The following is a 16702-nucleotide window of genomic DNA, read 5'->3' as shown; positions in this document are numbered from 1 at the left end:
TTCAAACTTTCTAATCGGGTCCTTTGTCCGCTTGTTGTCCTGCTTCGCGTATGCGCTCGCCGAAGCCGTGGCGTTCGAGGGCGGTGATCGCCTGCGCCAGGCACACCGACAAGGGAAATTCCAGTTCCGTATCCAGGCTGTCGGCCGCATGCCTGGTCGCGCTCCAGCAGGCGCGCAAGCGGGGCAGCATGGCCTCGCCCTTGGGACTCAGGCGCACCACGCGTTGCCTGCCGTCGTCGTCGCTGGCGGCAACCAGCAGCAGGCCTTCCTTTTTCATCAGCGCGACCGTCTGCGTCGCCGCCGGCTGTGTAATGCCCGCCATGCTGGCCAGTTGGCCGATGGTCGCGCAGCCCTGTTGCGCCAGCACCCGCATCACCGGCGTGTAGCGGGGCCGGTAGCCGAGGCCCGCATCCACGTAGGCTTGCTGGACGGCGCCGTCCAGTAGTTCGATCAGATGCCGTAATTGCGTGCCGAGTCCTTGTCTCATGTGGTTATATTAGCATGATTTCCATAAGTGCTTATATAGATGTCGAGCCGGCGAAATGCCGAGCCGGCGCCGTTGTGGGTAGTCCCACGACGGGCGCCGGGGCGGTCGCTACATGAAGTTGCGGGTGTGGAGGGCGGACAGTTGCTGCGCCGCGTCCTTGCCGAAGCCCAGTTTTTCCAGCCGCGCCTGGCGGCCCTCGGCCATGTCCACCATCAGTTCCTGCACGCGCTGGTAGCCGGTGGCGATGGCGGCGGGCGTGAATTCACCGGCCGCCAGCAGGATCAGCGCGTCGAACACTTCCTCGTTCAGGCCCGAAGTGCCGGACAGCGCGTCGTTGCGCGACTGGACCGCGTTGGCCAGGCGGGTGCGGAACGCCGGCTCCTGTTCCAGGCGCGCGGCCAGGTGCGTCATGCCGAAGGCGACATGGCGTGCCTCGTCGCGCGCGGCCAGGCGCGCGATCTGGCGCGTGACGGGATCGGGCGCGTGCGTGTGCAGGAATTGCAGCAGGCTGACGAAGGTGCCTTCGCCCAGTACCGACAGCAGGAATTCGGCCACGGAGAAATCGGCCTCGTCGAGCAGCGTCTTGAGCGAGTTCTGGCCGCCGGCAGTCGACAGCGCGGGCTCCTTGCCCTTGAGCCGCACGCGGCGCGTGAACACGTCGATGTGGCGCGCTTCGTCGGCGCACTGGATCGCCAGCACCGCCTGCACTTCGCGGAAGTGCGGGTGCAACTGGCCCAGGAAACGGGCCGGCACGACCAGCGCCGCCACCTCGTTCTCGATCATGTAGGTCAGCACCTGGACCACGGCGTCTTCCACGATGTCGGGCAACTCGAACGGGGCGTTCCAGTCGATGGCCGTCTCCGGGTCCCACTGGGCGGCGGCGGCTTGCGCATACAGGTCGGCGGCGCGGCCGGCCCATACCTCGCTCTTTTGGTCGAGGCGGAAGTGCATGGCCGGCGAGCCGGCTTCCACGGTCGCGCCGCGCGCGGCCAGACCCCAGCGCGGCTGCGCGTGATCGGCCACGGCGCCGTCCAGCGCGGGATCGGCATGGCCGGTCTGCATGGCGCCGCGCCAGCGTCCGGCCTGCACATGGCCGCGCGTGACGCGCGCCATCGTGCGTCCGTCCTGTTCCACCAGCTGGCACGGGTGGCCCTGGCTGCGGCACCAGGCCGCCAATTGGCTGTCCCAGCCCGCGCTGGCGCCGGTCACGGTGATGTCGGCGCCGGGCGCCACTTCCTGCAAGGCGTGCTTGACCAGCAGGTGGGCGCCGGCGTCGAAGCCGAGTGCCTCAATATCGATAGTCGGCTGCAAGGATATTCCCTTCCTGATCGTAGAAGCGCTCGTCGTCGGTGGCGCGGATCAGCGCGTCGTAGCCGCTGGTGCGGCCGGGCAGCCAGATCTTGAGCCCTTCCAGTTCCAGCAGCGGGCGCACGTCCGGATCATCCCAGCGCATGGCCAGCAGCAGTTCCGTGAAGCGGCCGATGTCCGCTTCCGGCGCGCCGGGGCTGACCGTGAAATTGCAGTGGTCGAAGGGGCCCGTGCGGGTCAGGATGCGGGTGGCGCTGGCCGGCAGGATGCCTTCGCGCGAGAATGCCATGTGGTTACCGTCGATCATCCAGGCGGCGTCGATTTCACCTGCCATCAGGGCCAGCGCGGCGTCGCGTTCGCCGCCGATATGGTCGCCGTGCTTGCCGCCCAGGACGTCGAAGCGCTTGGCCGTGTAGTCGCGGCCGGCCAGCAGGCCGTGCTGGCGCAGGTGGTCGAGCGGAATCAGGCGCGCCTGCGGCGAGTCGATGGCGCCGAAGCCGATGGTCTTGCCGGCCAGTGCGTCCAGCGTGGCGGGCGCGGTGGCGTCGTTGCGGGTCACCAGCACGGAGGTCAGGTCGCAATCGCTGTCGCGCATGGCGATGGCGCGCACCTGCTGGCCGCGCGCGCGGGCCATGCGCTCGGCGCGCACCCAGGCCAGCGGCGAGTTCCACGCCAGCGCGATGCTGCCATCGAACTGCGCTTCCACCTGGCGCTCATAGTTGGAGTACAGGATGTAATCGAATTCGAAGCCGTTGCGGCGGAAGTACTCCTTGAAGCCTTCCCAGATCGTCACGACTTTCGGTGCGTAGGCGACGGCGCCCATCATCAATGGTTTGGTCATGGCGCGCTCCTTAACCGAACACCGGCATGCCGCAGACGGCCTTGCCGATAAAGTCGAACAGCACGTCGGAGGTCGGCGCCATCACGGATGCCGCGCGGGCATCGCGGAAGTAGCGTTCCACGCCCAGATCCTTGCGGAAGGCGGCGCCGCCGCAGACGCGCATGGCGGTGTCGCTCACTTCCAGCGCCGCTTCGGCGGCCGCCGCTTTCACCTGCATCACGCGCAGCATGGCGTCCGGGCGGGCGTTGGCCAGCGCGCTCACGGTGTCGTCGCGCAGGGTGCGCACCATGTCGGCCTGGATGCGGGCGCGGGCAATGTAGGCGCGGATGGTGGGCAGGTCGGCCAGGGCGCTGTTGATGTGTTCCAGCTTGCTGGCGCCCACGTGGGCGCAGGCCGTTTCCAGCACGGCGTCCATCAGGCCCACCGAGCAGGAAGCGATCAGCGTGGCGAACACGGGCAGCACGGCGCCGATCATGATGTCGAAGCCGCCGCCGTCCGCGCCCAGCAGGGCCGAGCGCGACACGCGCACGCCTTTCGCTGTCAGCGGCGAGGAGCGGTTGCCGCGCAGGCCCAGGCCGTCGAACTGTTTGACTTCGCTCAGGCCGGCGGCCTTGCTGTCGACCAGCCACAGCGAGCTGGCGCCTTCAGCGGCCATGGGGCCGGTGGACCAGACGTAGGAATCGGCTTCGCCGGCCGAGGTGACCATGGTCTTGCTGCCGTCGAGCAGGACGGCGTCGCCATCGGCGCGGGCGGTGCCGACCGGAGCCCAGAAGTGGCTGCGCGAGCCGGTGTCCGACCAGGCCAGGGTGCTCAGGTGGCGGCCGGCGGCGATGTCGCGGCGCACGGCGTCGCTGCCGGTTTTTTCCAGCACGGTGGTGGCGCAGTAGTGCATGCAGATCACCATGGCCGTCGACGGGCAGGCTTTGGCGATGCGCTCGACCACCTGCACCGCTTCGGCCAGGCCCAGCCCCATACCGCCGACGGTGGTGGCGCTGATCAGGCCGAGCAGGCCGGCTTCGCCCAGCGCGCGCACGGCGGCGCGGGGAAAGGCGGCGTCGCGGTCGGTCGCTTGCGCCGCCGGGGCGATGGTGTTCTGGACGATGGCGTCGAGTTGGTGCAGGTAGGTCATGGCATCCCTTGTTTGAAATCGATGGGACGCTGCCGCTGGCGGAGGACGAACAGGCAGGAACGGCGACGGGCTCGCGCCCGCGCCAAAGCGGACGGGCGGATGGGCGGACGGAATCCGCGCATGGATGGCGCACCTCACGATGTTCTGCTCGACCTGCGTACTGGCAGCGCTTGGAAACGGTACATCCCATCGTGTTCGTCGCTCGCACCAGCCACGCGCGGGCCGTCAGACCCGCTACAGTTCAGTTGAACATGCAAGCGGCGTTACGGCGGACCGGTTTGAAACAAATACGATGGTGCGCGCAGTGTAGCAGAGGCGGGGCGCCCGAGGCAAAGTCAGCCGTTACACCTCGATGAAGCGCATCTTGAAATAGCGGCCCTTGATGGCGCCGAAATCGCCGCCCAGCGGGCTGTTCTTGTTGAGCCGCTCGAACGCCTGGTAGGCGATGCGGCGGTCCAGCGCCACGTAGGTCTGGAACTCGAACACGTTGATCTTGCCTACTTGTTCCTTGAGCAGGCCGGCGTCGCCCGTCAGCGCGCCCAGCAGGTCGCCCGGACGCAGCTTGTCCTTCTTGCCGCCCTGGATCACCAGCGTCATCATGGGCGCCGGCTCGGCCACCGCGTATTCGTCTTCCTTCAGTTCGTCCAGCTTGTGCCATTCGACGGGCGCGTTCTGGTACTCCTCGATCAGCTTGACCCATTTCTTTTCATTGGGCGCGCACAGCGTCAGTGCCAGGCCTTGTTCGCCGCCGCGACCCGTGCGGCCGACGCGGTGGATGTGCACTTCCGTGTCCTTGGAGACGTCCACGTTGATCACCGCTTCCAGGTTGGGGATGTCCAGGCCGCGCGCGGCCACGTCGGTGGCCACCAGTACAGAGCAGCTACGGTTGGCGAACAGTACCAGTATCTCGTCGCGCTCACGCTGTTCCAGCTCGCCGTACAGTGCAAGTGCGGTGAAGCCCTGGGCGCGCAGCGCGTCGGCCAGTTCGCGGCACTGGACCTTGGTGTTGCAGAAGGCGATCGTGGAGACGGGCTGGAAGTGGTTGAGCAGGCGGGCCACGGCGTGGTTGCGCTCATCGAAGCCGATTTCGTAGAAGCGTTGCTCGATCTGGCTGTTGTCGTGCTGGGCCTCGACCGTCACTTCCAGCGGATCGATCAGGAACGAGGCGGTGGCGTGGCGGATGTCGTCCGGGTAGGTGGCCGAGAACAGCAAGGTCTGGCGCCGGGTGGGGCAGGCGCTGACGATGTTGGCGATCTCGTCGTAGAAGCCCATGTCGGTCATGCGGTCGGCCTCGTCCAATACCAGCGTCTGCACCTTGGACAGGTCCAGCGTGGCGCGGCCCAGGTGGTCGCGGATGCGGCCCGGCGTGCCCACCACGATGTGGGCGCCATGTTCGAGCGAGGCGATCTGGGGACGCATGGGCGCGCCGCCGGTCAGCACCAACACCTTCACGTTGCCCATGGCGCGCGCCAGCCGGCGCAGTTCATTGGCCACCTGGTCGGCCAGTTCGCGCGTAGGGCACAGTACCAGCGCCTGGGTGGCGAACCACGCGGGGTTGAGCTTTTGCAGGATGCCGAGGCCGAAGGCCGCCGTTTTGCCGCTGCCGGTCTTGGCCTGGGCGATCAGGTCGCGGCCTTCCAGCACGGCCGGCAGGCTCTGGGCCTGGATCGCCGTCATCTGGTGGTAGCCCAGGGTGTCGAGGTTGGACAGCAGGGCGGGCGTCAGGGGCAGGCTGGAAAAGGAAGTCGAATTCATGGTGGCGGAACGGATCAGGATGGCGGGGTGGGCACAGTCTAACAGGCTGGCGCGGCGTTGAGCCACTGTGCGATGGATGCATCCGCGCGGGCGGATGCACAGGGGGGCTTAATTGAGGACTAAACCGGGGACTAAACCGGGGAGCTTAATCCGGTGCCCAGATGGGCAGGCCGGTCAGGTCCAGTTTGTCGTCGCGGGTCCACAGGGGCAGGCCGGTGGTGTCGGTCGGTTCCAGCAGTTCAAGCTGCACTTGCTGGAGCGTGGCGCGCCGGGGGCGCGGGCCGAGCGGGCGCTTGGGCTCCGGCTCAAGCGGCTCGGCGGGACTGAAGCCGGGCAGGTCGAGCGTCGCGTTATCTTTTTTATCTCTCATGTCAAAACCTCATGCCCACCGCGCGCGCCTGCGCGGGCGATGGAGCGGTCCTGGCTGCGAACCGCTTGAACGGTGCGGCGCGGGAAAGCGCGCCGCTAAAAATAAAAGCCCGGCTGCGGCAGTCGGGCTCAGTAAATTGCGCGTGCAGTGTATCACAAACCGCTGGCCCTGGGCGGGCTGGCCGGCCAGCCGGGACAGGCGGCCAGCCCGCCGGTGGGCCCGACATCAGCGGAAGCTGAGCGCTGCCGTCAGGTCGCCCGGCGGCAGCGCGCCGCGCGCCCTGAAGGCGGCGTTGCGGGCGGCCAGGCCTTCCAGCAGCGGCAGGTCGTGCAGGCGCGTGATCAGGCGCAGGATGGAGGTGGTGTCGTAGAAGTTGTGGTCGACCTGGCCCTTTTTCGCATACGGCGAGACGATGATGGCCGGCACCCGCGAGCCCGGACCCCAGCGGTCGCCCTTGGGTGGCGCCACGTTGTCCCACCAGCCGCCGTTTTCGTCGAAGGTGATCACCACCACCATGTCCTTCCACTGCGGGGACTTCTTCAGGTGCTCGATCACGTTGGCGACGTGCTGGTCGCCCGATTCCACATCCGAATAGCCGGCGTGCAGGTTGAGGTTACCTTGCGGTTTGTAGAAGGCGACGGCCGGCAGTTTGCCCGCCACCACGTCGGCCAGGAATTTGTTCGAGATCGGGCTGTCACCGAGGCCGCCGTCGCGCAGGTGGGCGGCGCGCGCGGCGGTGCCGGGCGCGAACTGCTTGAAGTAGTTGAACGGCTGGTGGTGATACTGGAAGTTGGGCTTGGCGCCGCCGCCGCGCGCGTCCAGCGCGGCCTGGAACGCGCCGCCGTACCACGCCCAGCTCACCGACTTGGCTGACAGCAGGTCGCCGATGGTCTGGTAGGTTTGCGGCGGCAGCGTGTTGGCATCGGCCGGATCGGCCAGCAGCGGATCGCCGCCGGGCGCGGGACGGATGTAGCTGGGCTGGTAGGGCGGGGCCATGGTGTTGACGGCGTAGCCATCGGGCGTGATGGCGCCGTCGTTGACGAACTTGGGCGGGCCTTCCAGCGCGCCGGGGCAGTCGGGCGCCACCGCCAGGCGTACGCCCTGGGGGCCGTCCGCCAATACCGCGATCTTCTTTTTCGCCGCCGTATCGGCCGCGTTGAAATACTCGGGCGTGCGGCCGCTGATCAGGAACTGGTGGTTCAGGTAGGAGCCGCCGAAGGCCGCCATGAAGAAGTTGTCGCACAGGGTGTACTGTTCGGCGATCTTCCACAGGCCCAGGTTCTTGTTGGTGTCGCCGTAGTAGCCCATCACCAGGCCGCCGGCGTTGCCCCAGGCTGCGAAGCCGTCGTTCTTGCCGCCGTTGATCTGCATCTGGTTGTGGTAGAACAGATGCCACAGGTCGCGCGTGATGACGGCTTCCGGCAGTGGCTTGCCTTCCGTGTCTACCAGCTTGAACGGGCCGTTGGGCAGGTCCTTGATCTGATCTTCCTTGATCGCATACTGCTTGCCGCCGATGTCCTGGGTGTTGGGCACCATGCCGCCCCAGACCTTGGGCAGCACTGGCAGCACGGCGCCGTTGCGGTCTTTTTGCGGGCAGGCTTCCGGCGCGACGGCCGATAGCGGCGCCTGGGTGCCGGGGAAGTTGGCGAACAGGTTGTTGAAGCTGCGGTTTTCCAGGTAGATCACCACCACGTTCTTGACGTGGGCTTTCAGCTTGGCGTCCAGCGAACCTTTGACGGTCTTGTGGGCCGGCGCCGCCTCGGCCAGTTCGGGCAGGGCGGAGGCCAGGCCGACCGCCGTCGCGGCCTGGAAGATGCGCCGGCGCGCGGGATTGGCCGGAAGGTCGTCGGCTGGGTGCTGCTGGTCTTCTGGCTTGTCGTTCACGCGCTGCTCCTTGGTGAGGTCCGGATGGGAAATTACAGTAGACGCAATTGTGACAGTTTGTCCAGAAAGTGCAAAGCCGGTGGACTGCGATTGCCGCTATCTGGCGGGTGGCGGAGGGAAGTCGAGCAGGCCGCGCTGGTATGTCTCGCGCACTTCCGAGAACGGCAGGTGGCCACTGGTGTAGAGCACGGCGTTGTGCTCGAACAGGGCGGGCGGGATGTCCAGCGCCCCACCTGGCACGGCGGGCGCGGGCACGGGCGCTTGGGCGGTTTCCCATTTGTCCGGCAATGGCGACCACAGTGTTCTGGCGCTGATGGTGCGCCGGTAGGGCGCCAGCGGCAGTACCGCCTTGCCGAACGGGGTGTCGGTCTCGTCGAGCAGGCGGTTCATGGCCGGCGACAGGCGTTCCGGCACATACCAGTTGTCGGCCTCGGAGAGCAGGTGCCCGCCGCAAGTCAGTTGCACGCGGCGATACTTGATTGGCGTGTCCGGCCCCACCTGCAAGCGCGCGCGCTGTTCGGCGCTGGCCGCCTTGACGATGCCGCGTTGTAGCTGGGCCGTCACCTTGGGCGTGGCGCTCATGGCGTGGTCGCCGCACCATTTTTCCAGCGTCAGCGTGGCGCTGGTGCTGGCGAGGATGTCGGCGTTGATGGTCTGGACCAGGGCCAGTACCTGCAACCGGGATTGGTAGTTGTCGGACCAGTTGGCGGCTTCGCCGCCATGAGCCGCGCCCGCGGCGGTCAGGACCAGCGCCGCGAACAGGGACACTAAAGAGGAGGGGGCGTGCTTCGCGGTCAAGCGCATGGGATGCTCCATCGACGGCCAGAAACGTAAAAGCCGCTGATTCTCTCTCAAGAATCAACGGCTTAGCATTTGGTTGCGGGGACAGGATTTGAACCTGTGACCTTCGGGTTATGAGCCCGACGAGCTGCCAGACTGCTCCACCCCGCGTCTGTGTGCCAGCATTATATAGAGGCTTGCTGCATTGCGCAAGTGCTCAAATAAGATGGGCTTATGGTTCCGTCATGTCCTTAAGTGGCGCTTATGCGGGCCGGGTTCAGGCGGCGCCCAGGCGCCACAACGACGTTACCTCGGCTGAGCGGGCCGCGTGCAGCGGATCGCTGGCGTCGGACGCGCGCGGATGCACGGGCTTGACGTCGTGCCGGCCCAACACCTTGAGGCCGGCGGCGGCGATCCAGTCCAGCAGTTGCTGGCGCGGTCGCAGGCCCAGGTGCTCGGCCAGGTCGGACAGGATCAGCCAACCTTCGCCGCCGGGCGACAGGTGGGCCGCCAGCCCGTCCAGGAAGCCGCGCAGCATGCGGCTGTCCGGATCGTAGACGGCGTATTCGATGGCCGAACTGGGGCGCGCCGGCACCCACGGCGGATTGCACACCACCAGCGGCGCGCGGCCTTCCGGGAACAGGTCGGTTTCGACCAGTTCCACCTGCTGGTCCAGTTCCAGCCGTGCCAGGTTTTCACGCGCGCAGCTCAGCGCGCGGCGGTCCTGGTCCGTGGCCACCACGCGCGCCACGCCCCGTTTGGCCAGCACGGCCGACAGCACGCCCGTGCCCACGCCAATGTCGAACGCCAGGCTGGCACCTTTCGGCAGCGGCGTATCGGCCACCAGCTGCACATATTCGCCCCGCACCGGCGAGAACACGCCGTAGTGGGGATGGATGCGTGCGCCCAGCGCCGGGATCTCGACGCCGGTGCGGCGCCACTCGTGCGCGCCGATCAGGCCAAGCAGTTCGCGCAGCGAGGCGATGAACGGTTCTTCGCCACGGCCGTAGGCCTCATTACAGGCCAGCTTGACGTCCGGCGCGCGGCGCAGCGGGATGCTGTAATCGGCATCGAACGGGATCAGCAGCATGGCCAGCGTGCGGGCCCGTTGCGACTGGGCCTGGCGGTGCAGGTGAAACGCTTCGGTGGGCGTGGCGGGCGTCTTGGGTGCTTTTGCGCTTTTTTTGCCACCTTTGCTGCCCTTGCCGTGCTTGTGGTCGGCGCGCCGCGCCAGCGCCTGCAAGAGCTGGCGCGCATTCTGGAAATCGCCGCGCCACAGCAGGGCCGTGCCCTCGCACGCCAGCCGGTAAGCCACGTCGGCATTGGTGCGGTCATCGGCGATGACGACCCGCTTCGGCGGCGGCATGCCCGCTTCCGAGCGCCAGCGGGCCGTCTGTTCGGCGCCGTTTTCGTGCCAGTGGATGTGCTGGATCGTGGCGGTCATGGCGCCACCTGCGGGCGTTGTGGGGAGCGTGGAGCGGGGGAGTAAATGGGCATCTTGGAGCAATCGGTACGGTGATCGGTACGGTGGATAGGGGCGGGCGCCACGTTGCGCCGGACACCGGCCGGGCAGCGGCGGGCGGGCCGGCCGGAGGGCCGGGTAACAACGAAGGCGCGTGCGCTGCCGCCATTATACGTGGCGGCGGTGGGCATGGCGGGCGCGGGTAGAGGTGGCGTCGCGCGCGGCATCAGCTGCCGGCTGGCGCCGGCGGTCGGAGCAGAACTGAGCATCACCGGTCGACTGGCGCCGGCGGCCGGAAGACCGAGTCAGGCAGCTTGCGCGGCGCTGGTGGTGGAATCGCGAGCCGGCGTCGCGCTGGCGGCGCTGGCACTGTCGTCGGTGCCGGTCGCAGGCGCGCTCGCCGTGGGGCTGGCGCTGGCGCTGGCGCTTGCTGCCGTCGTCGTCGCTGGTGTGACGGCGGCTGGCGATGCCGTCGCGCCGGATTGGGCCGCGTCGTTGGCGCCAGGCGCGGTGCCATAGGCATCGGCGACGGATTTGGCGCGCGTGTCCGCACCATGCGGCGCCGCATAAGTGTCTTTGCGCTTGCTGTCGACCAGGCTCAGCAGGCGCAGCGACAGGCTGCGCAGCGTGGTGCGGTCGATGTTGTTGCCATCGCCCTTGTCACCGGCGCCCGGGTTGACCGACAGGCTCGATTGCAGGTTGCGCCCGATCAACTGGAACAGGTCGGCCAGGGTGCCGGGGAAGTCCACGTTAGGGAACTGCACGGTCGGCAGGGCGCTGGTGTCCGGGCTACTGGTTTGTCCTGTGCCGCTGGCCGTGCCGGATGTGCCCTGGCTGCCGTTGGCGCCCTGCGCGGGCGCCGTACTTGAACTGTGCTGGCCTGCCAGCGCGGTGTACTGGTCGCTGTACTGGACTTCGATTTCGAAGTCGAACTTGCGGCCATCGGCCGTCGTGATCGTGCCTTTGCCCAGGAAATGGGTGCTGTCCGACAGTTGCACGCCCGCCGCATCGGTGCTGCCGTTGGGGCCGCTGCTGTGCTGTACGGCTGCGCTCAGGCTCGATTCGGCGTCCAGGCTGACCGAGTTGAACGAGATAGCCGCGCCTTTGCCGGCATCGCCGAACAGGTTCTGGGCGAAGCTGCCCAGCAGGCTTTGGGCCAGATCGACGGTCGAATTGCCCAGCGAGGACAGGCGTTTTTCCAGGTCGATGCCACTGTTGGACAGCGAAATGGCGCTGTCGCTGCTCACCGACTTGGACGCTGGAGCATGGGCCGGCCGGGCATCGGCCTGCGCCAGGGCGGCAGGATATGCTTGCGCCGGCAACGTGCGGGCGCCGAGTGCGGAGATGGTAGACATGGCGTTTTCCTGAGAATGGTACTTAAGATAACGGCCCCGGCATGCGAAACTTGAGGGCTTTTTGACAATTAGTGGTGGTGGGACCAGCTACCGTCGGGCGATTCCAGGTAAGACTGGACCGCATCCTTCTGGCCGGTGGCGTGGCGTTTGACTTCTCCGCACTTGCAAATGCCCTGGTAAGGCTGAATGTGGGAGCAGGCCGACACCTTCTGCAGGAAGACCTGGACCGATTTACCGCAGTTGGCGCATTTGAATGTGAGGGTACGTGGGGCTTTAAGCATGATCTGAAGGAATCGCGGACAAAGGCGCGATTCTATCATCAGGCCACGATGTCGAGCCGGGGTTGGGCCATTGGGCTGGTCTCGTAAGCGCGCCGGACCGATTCGGCCGATGGGGGCTGCTGCAACGGCGCCACCTGCGCGCCGGGGGCAGGCCGGTCGGCGCTGGCCGCCTGCTGCGTCGCTTCGACGGCCAATTCAGCCCGGGCCTGTTGTTCCATTTGCTGCGCCTGCGCGGCCACGGCGCGGTCGGGGCCGGACGGGTCGGCTGGCGCCAGTGCGGCGGCCTGGATGGTGCGGGCACGGGTGATGGTTTCCTCGGGCGTGCGGCCGGGCGAGGTGTCGATATGGACCTCGCCGCCGATCGCGTAATCGACGCCGTTCGGACCGCGCTGGTAAGTGTAGGCGGCGCCGGATACGGCCAGCCCGCCGGCGGCCGCCAGGTGCGCCTGTTCGTGCTGGCGTACCTCGGTGTCGCGTGTTTTGAGCCGGTCGATCAGGGCCAGCGCCTGGGGCGTGAGTGTGGTGCTGCTGGAGGAGGCCGTGGTGGAGGCGGAGGAGCTGGCGGAAGACGCGGGCGCGGCTGGCGCACTCCCAGTCGGCGCGCGGTCGCCATTGCCGCCGGCGCGCACGCTACCGTTGGCCGGGGTGCCGGCGGCGGCCTCCCCGGAGGCGCCCGGCGCGGCCGGCAGCCGCACCTGCGGTGGGGCGCTTGCACTGGCGGGGATGGCAGCTGTGCTCATGGCGGCGGGGCGGGTTGGGGGATAAGTGCTGTTCCTAACTTGTCTGAATAATAGCAAATCCGGCCCCGCCCCGCTGTAGCAATTGGTTGCAATTGCGGTGGCGAGGCGGCGCCGTGCGCGTCAACTGAAAGGACGCCGTGGCGTTGATGGTGTGTCCGGCGATGATCAATGCGCCGCCGCCCCAGACTCACCGCCAAGAGGTCCCGCCATGGAGCAGTCCAAGCAACCGAGCAAGGAATCCGTCCGCCAGTGGTTGCAAAACCAGATCGTGGAGCGTCGCCCGCCGCCCGACCCGCAGCAGATCCGGCGTGAACTGGGATGGGAGTTGATCAGGATGTCGCGCCCGGCCAACGCGCGCGAACGTTGAACCGGCGGGGGCGCGCTGGGGCCGTCCCGTGCGATGGCCTTATTCTACGGTGACGACGCTCTTGCCCCCGGCCGATGGCTGGACCAGGATCTTGGCGGCGATACGATCCGTCATCTCCTGCACGTGCGAGATCACGCCGACCTTGCGTCCCATCGATTGCAGGCCGTCCAGCGCATCCATGGCCACCCGCAGCGTATCCGCATCCAGGCTGCCGAAACCTTCGTCGATGAACAGCGACTCCACCCGCACCCGGTTGGATGACAGCGACGCCAGTCCCAGTGCCAGCGCCAACGACACGAGGAACGATTCGCCGCCCGACAGCGAGTGCACGGAGCGCATCTCGCCGCCCATGTCCTGGTCGCGCACGAGCAGGCCGAGCGACGGGTTGGCCGGATTGACGATGCGTTCGAGCTGGTAGCGGCGGGCCAGTTGCTTGAGGTGCGCGTTGGCGTAGCCGAGCAACACCTCAAGCGTGAATTGCTGCGCGTAGTTGCGGAATTTCTTGCCGTCGGCCGAACCAATCAACTCGTTCATGCGCGCCCACCGCTGTTCAATTGCTTCCTGTTGCTCGATCTCCGCCAACATGGCCTGGGCCTGGCGGCGCTTCGCGTTGTCCTGTTCCAGCGCGAGCCGCGATGCAATGGCCGCCTCGTCGGCCTCGGTGCGGCGCGCGGCCAGCGCCTGCAAGCGATGCGCGATGCGGGTGGCCGGATCGTCCTTTGGTGGCGTTTCTTCGCTGCCATCAGCCGGGAGTGCGGTCTGCTCCTGGCTGGCCTCGCCCCCACTTGCTGCGGCCGTGGCGTTGTCTTCCAGCGGGTCTGTGTCCCCATCCAGTGCCGGCGGCGCGCTGCGCAGGTGCTGCGCGTGCTGCTCCTGGCGTTCGCGCAGCACGGCGGCCGCATTGCCAGCGGCGCTGTCCAGCGCTTGCAAGGCGTCGCGTTCGGCGCGGATGTCTTGCGGCGTATGGTTCAGCAGCGCCTGTAGTTGCGCCGCATCGGCCAGCGGCGTGTCGGGCTGGCGCTGGTTGTAGGACAGGCGCCAGTGGTCGAAGTTGTCGCTGGCCGTCTGCGCCGCTTCGCGCAGTCCGGCCAGGCTGGATTGTGCTTGTGCCAACGCTTCATCCAGCCGCGCAGCGTTGTGCGCCGCCTGCTGTCCCCTGGTTTGCTGGGCTGCGACGCTGTCGCGGGCGGCGTCGATGGCCGCCTGCAGCGCGTGTTCAATGTCGTTCACTGGCTTGCCGCCCCAGAGCGCGATGCGTGCGTCCTGCGCGGCGCGCAGCGTGCTGTCGGCCTGGTTGAAGGCTTGCCGGGCCGCCGCCGCGTCCTGGGCTGCCTTGTCTTGCGCGGCCATCAGCGCTTGCAGTTCGACGTCGGCGGTGGCCAGCGCCACGGCGCGCTGTTCGCTCGCCTCGTGCTGGGCCAGCCAGCTACGGCTTTCAGCCTTGCGCGCTTCATAAAAGCGGGCCGGCCCGCTGCGCCAGTCGTCGCGCCAGTCCTCGACCGGGATGTCGCCACCGCTGAAGGCCGGGTTCAGGTCGTCGAGCAAGGCGGCCAGTTGCAGCGCCACTTCAATGCGCTGTTCATCCAGCGCCTTGAGTTCGGCCGCCATGCCGGCCAATGCCGTCTGGGCCGCGCTGGCCTGTTCCTGCAAGCGCGCGTGTTCGGCGCCGGCCTGGTCGCAGGCCAGCTGCGCCTGGTCGCGCGCGGCGGCGGCGGCCCGCATGGCTGCTTCCTGCTGTTCGACCTGTTGTAATCCGGCGCGCACGGCGGCCAGTTGATCTTCGAACCATGCAGCGCGCTGCGCGTCCTCGGGCAGGGTGGACGACGCATCCGTGTCTGCCAGCGGGTGGCTGCGCCATGCCGCGTCGGCCACGTGCAGCGCCTCGTGGACGGTACGGCTTTCGGCCGCGATCACGCTTAGTTGTTCCAGGCAGGATTGAACCGCGGCGCGCTGGTCGCCCTGCGCGTTGGCGTTGGCCAGCATCTGCTCGCGGCAGCGCACCACTTCCTCTCGCAGCCCCGCCAGCGTGGCTTGCAGGGCGCCGTCCTCGTGACGGTAGGGATGATCGTGCGCGCCGCAGACGGGGCAGGGCGTGTCGTCTTCCAGCGTGGCGCGCAGCTTCTCCACGCTTTCCGCACAAGCCGCTTCGACCAGCTTCAATGCGCGCTCGGCTTGCGCGAGCGCGGCCATGATGCCCACGTGGTCGCGCTGGGCCAGCGCCAGTTGCGTTTCCGCCGTGGCCTTGGCTTGTTGCAGCTGGGCCGATTGGGTGTCCAGCTGGCTGCTGCGGCGCTGCCGTGCATCGCGTTCCAGCCACAGTTTTTCCGCGCTGGCCAGTGCGTCGCGCCGCTGCTCCAGTTGGCTGCGGCGTTCTGGCAGGCGTTCTTCCGAGCAGGACGCCAGCGCCTGGATGGCTTGCTGGCGCTTCACTTCCAGCGCCTGCATGTTGGCGGCTGATGCGGCCAAGCGCGCGCCTGCCTGTTCCTGCTGGTCGCGCTGGGCCTGGGCGGCGCGCTGGGCCCGCGCCAGTTCACGCGCCAGCTTTTCCGCCTGCGAGGCGGCCTGTCCGGCCTGCACGAATAATACGTCCCAGCGCTCCCAAGATCTGGCCAGTGTTTGCCATTGCTGGTGTTGTTGCAGCCAGGCGGCGGCGCTTTCCTGTGCCGCTTGCAGCTTGCGGCGCTGTTCCTGCTTGTCGCGCAGCGCTGCGCCGGCCTGCGACTCCGCCGCATCGGCCTGTTCGCGCCGGCCGGCGGCCTCGCGGTAGGCTGGCATCATGGTGTCGATGCGCGCATCGAGTGCCTTGGCCTGGTCCAGTTGCGGCATGGCGGCGCGGTGCGCTTGTTCTGCGTCCAGCAGTTGCGCCGCAGCCTGCGCCAGCGCGTCCGTCGCCTGTTGCTGCGCCATCCGGGCCTGTGCCGCTTCGTCCTTGCGGGTGGCGATGGCCGCCTCGGTACGGGTGATCTCGCCGGCGACGCGCGCCATCTCGTCGGCCAGCGGACGCGCCGCCTGCACCGCCTCGATCCGCGCCAGCGCGGTGCGGCGAGGCGCCGCCGCCTCCACGTCGGCCACGCTGGCTTGCCAGGCCTGCTGCGCCTGTTGTTCAGCCGCACGCAGTTGTCCGGCGTGCTGATGCCAGCGCAGCTGCTGTTCCAGCGCGGCCTTGCGCTGGTCCAGTTGGGCCAACCTCGCCTGGGCGTTCGCGTGGCGCTGTTCGTATCCGGCCCGTTCCTCGGCGCTCAGCGGTTTCTGGTCCGCCAGGCGCAGGTTCAGTTGCTGCAGCCTGGCTTGTTCCAGCTTGGCCCGTTCGAACGCGCGGATCGAGATGTCGCTGTAGACGGTGCTGCCGGTGAGCGTTTCCAGCAGTTCGCCGCGTTCATTGTCTTCCGCCTTCAGGAAGGTGGAAAATTCATTCTGGGCCAGCAGCACGGCGCGCGTGAACTGGTCGAACGACAGGCCGATGCGTTGTTCGATCGCCGCCTTGACTTCGGTCTTGGTGCCGCCCACGGGTTGCAGGGCCGGCAGCAGGAGCAGGCTCATGGCCGTCGGTTGCAGTGCGCCTTCGGTCCGGGTGCGCGAACGCCGCACGCTCCAGCGCGCGCGGTAGCGGGCGCCGTCGTTGCCGACGAAATCGACTTCCGCGTAGCCTTCGGCCGTGCCGCGCCGCAGCAGGTTGCGCGGGTCCTGGGTCGAGATGGTTTCGGCGCCCACGTCGGGCAGCACGCTGCGGCCTTGCACCTTGAGCAGGCGCGGGGTGGCGTCGTACAGGGCCAGGCACAGGGCGTCGAGCAGGGTGCTCTTGCCCGCGCCGGTGGGGCCGCTGATGGCGAACAGGCCGGACGAGGCCAGAGGCCCGGCTTCGAAATCGACCTGGAATTCGCCGGCCAGCGAGGCCAGGTTCTTGCCCCGGATGTTTAGTATCTTCATGGTGTGATCGGGAGAG

14 protein-coding genes and 1 tRNA gene are annotated in these 16702 nt (G+C 67.9%); 1 reads left to right on the top strand and 14 read right to left on the bottom strand.

The features are described from left to right. Nucleotides 1–10: 10 nt before the first annotated feature. From H3H37_RS01160 to H3H37_RS01105, 13 genes are all read right to left on the bottom strand, one after another. Nucleotides 11–487: a MarR family winged helix-turn-helix transcriptional regulator gene (locus tag H3H37_RS01160; RefSeq protein WP_182159222.1), complete on the bottom strand. Its 477-nt coding sequence runs from the start codon at nt 485–487 to the stop codon at nt 11–13. A gap of 108 nt (nt 488–595) precedes the next feature. Further along, nucleotides 596–1798, bottom strand: a complete 1203-nt coding sequence (locus H3H37_RS01155) for a ferritin-like domain-containing protein (protein WP_182159219.1) — start codon at nt 1796–1798, stop codon at nt 596–598. Further along, a complete protein-coding gene (locus H3H37_RS01150) occupies nt 1776–2636 on the bottom strand; it encodes a phosphate/phosphite/phosphonate ABC transporter substrate-binding protein (RefSeq protein WP_182159216.1) in 861 nt (286 codons plus the stop codon). The genes H3H37_RS01155 and H3H37_RS01150 overlap by 23 nt, the downstream gene beginning before the upstream one ends. Nucleotides 2637–2646: 10 nt before the next feature. Next, nucleotides 2647–3765, bottom strand: a complete 1119-nt coding sequence (locus H3H37_RS01145; RefSeq protein ID WP_182159213.1) for an acyl-CoA dehydrogenase family protein — start codon at nt 3763–3765, stop codon at nt 2647–2649. Between the two features lie 342 nt (nt 3766–4107). Continuing rightward, nucleotides 4108–5520: an ATP-dependent RNA helicase DbpA gene (gene dbpA / locus H3H37_RS01140; RefSeq protein ID WP_182159210.1), complete on the bottom strand. Its 1413-nt coding sequence runs from the start codon at nt 5518–5520 to the stop codon at nt 4108–4110. 145 nt (nt 5521–5665) lie between these two features. Then, nucleotides 5666–5890: a hypothetical protein gene (locus H3H37_RS01135; RefSeq protein WP_182159208.1), complete on the bottom strand. Its 225-nt coding sequence runs from the start codon at nt 5888–5890 to the stop codon at nt 5666–5668. A 225-nt stretch (nt 5891–6115) separates the two neighbouring features. Further along, entirely contained in the window at nt 6116–7774 is a 1659-nt protein-coding gene (locus H3H37_RS01130) for an acid phosphatase (protein WP_182159205.1), read from the bottom strand. 96 nt (nt 7775–7870) lie between these two features. Continuing rightward, on the bottom strand, nt 7871–8578 hold the full coding sequence (locus H3H37_RS01125; protein WP_220456299.1) for a hypothetical protein: 708 nt from the start codon (nt 8576–8578) through the stop codon (nt 7871–7873). A gap of 70 nt (nt 8579–8648) precedes the next feature. Then, nucleotides 8649–8725: transfer RNA gene (locus H3H37_RS01120), tRNA-Met, on the bottom strand. A gap of 106 nt (nt 8726–8831) precedes the next feature. Continuing rightward, on the bottom strand, nt 8832–9998 hold the full coding sequence (locus H3H37_RS01115) for a methyltransferase (protein WP_182159203.1): 1167 nt from the start codon (nt 9996–9998) through the stop codon (nt 8832–8834). 323 nt (nt 9999–10321) lie between these two features. After that, the gene (locus tag H3H37_RS01110) at nt 10322–11371 is read right to left on the bottom strand and encodes a hypothetical protein (RefSeq protein ID WP_182159201.1); all 1050 of its coding nucleotides are present in this window, start codon (nt 11369–11371) and stop codon (nt 10322–10324) included. A 68-nt stretch (nt 11372–11439) separates the two neighbouring features. After that, on the bottom strand, nt 11440–11652 hold the full coding sequence (locus H3H37_RS25695) for a hypothetical protein (protein WP_229218590.1): 213 nt from the start codon (nt 11650–11652) through the stop codon (nt 11440–11442). A 38-nt stretch (nt 11653–11690) separates the two neighbouring features. Beyond that, the gene (locus H3H37_RS01105) at nt 11691–12392 is read right to left on the bottom strand and encodes a putative metalloprotease CJM1_0395 family protein (protein WP_182159199.1); all 702 of its coding nucleotides are present in this window, start codon (nt 12390–12392) and stop codon (nt 11691–11693) included. 208 nt (nt 12393–12600) lie between these two features. Here H3H37_RS01105 and H3H37_RS01100 point away from each other — a divergent pair, with 208 nt between their 5' ends. Next, nucleotides 12601–12759, top strand: coding sequence for a hypothetical protein (locus tag H3H37_RS01100; RefSeq protein ID WP_182159197.1), 159 nt, complete (start codon nt 12601–12603; stop codon nt 12757–12759). Nucleotides 12760–12798: 39 nt separating this feature from the next. Here H3H37_RS01100 and H3H37_RS01095 read toward each other — a convergent pair whose 3' ends face one another. Further along, nucleotides 12799–16686, bottom strand: coding sequence for an AAA family ATPase (locus tag H3H37_RS01095; RefSeq protein ID WP_182159195.1), 3888 nt, complete (start codon nt 16684–16686; stop codon nt 12799–12801). Between the last annotated feature and the right edge of the window lie 16 nt (nt 16687–16702).

Source organism: Rugamonas brunnea, assembly GCF_014042345.1.
Lineage (GTDB): Bacteria > Pseudomonadota > Gammaproteobacteria > Burkholderiales > Burkholderiaceae_D > Rugamonas > Rugamonas brunnea.
The sequence above is the reverse complement of the archived record's forward strand: the minus strand, read 5'-3'. Positions and strand labels throughout refer to the sequence as shown.

Bases quoted from the DNA above. Each gene is read 5' to 3' on its own strand.
- H3H37_RS01160 (WP_182159222.1), bottom strand. From the start codon at position 487: ATGAGACAAGGACTCGGCACGCAATTACGGCATCTGATCGAACTACTG.
- H3H37_RS01150 (WP_182159216.1), bottom strand. From the start codon at position 2,636: ATGACCAAACCATTGATGATGGGCGCCGTCGCCTACGCACCGAAAGTC.
- H3H37_RS01145 (WP_182159213.1), bottom strand. From the start codon at position 3,765: ATGACCTACCTGCACCAACTCGACGCCATCGTCCAGAACACCATCGCC.
- dbpA (WP_182159210.1), bottom strand. From the start codon at position 5,520: ATGAATTCGACTTCCTTTTCCAGCCTGCCCCTGACGCCCGCCCTGCTG.
- H3H37_RS01135 (WP_182159208.1), bottom strand. From the start codon at position 5,890: ATGAGAGATAAAAAAGATAACGCGACGCTCGACCTGCCCGGCTTCAGT.
- H3H37_RS01125 (WP_220456299.1), bottom strand. From the start codon at position 8,578: ATGCGCTTGACCGCGAAGCACGCCCCCTCCTCTTTAGTGTCCCTGTTC.
- H3H37_RS01115 (WP_182159203.1), bottom strand. From the start codon at position 9,998: ATGACCGCCACGATCCAGCACATCCACTGGCACGAAAACGGCGCCGAA.
- H3H37_RS01110 (WP_182159201.1), bottom strand. From the start codon at position 11,371: ATGTCTACCATCTCCGCACTCGGCGCCCGCACGTTGCCGGCGCAAGCA.
- H3H37_RS25695 (WP_229218590.1), bottom strand. From the start codon at position 11,652: ATGCTTAAAGCCCCACGTACCCTCACATTCAAATGCGCCAACTGCGGT.
- H3H37_RS01105 (WP_182159199.1), bottom strand. From the start codon at position 12,392: ATGAGCACAGCTGCCATCCCCGCCAGTGCAAGCGCCCCACCGCAGGTG.
- H3H37_RS01100 (WP_182159197.1), top strand. From the start codon at position 12,601: ATGGAGCAGTCCAAGCAACCGAGCAAGGAATCCGTCCGCCAGTGGTTG.
- H3H37_RS01095 (WP_182159195.1), bottom strand. From the start codon at position 16,686: ATGAAGATACTAAACATCCGGGGCAAGAACCTGGCCTCGCTGGCCGGC.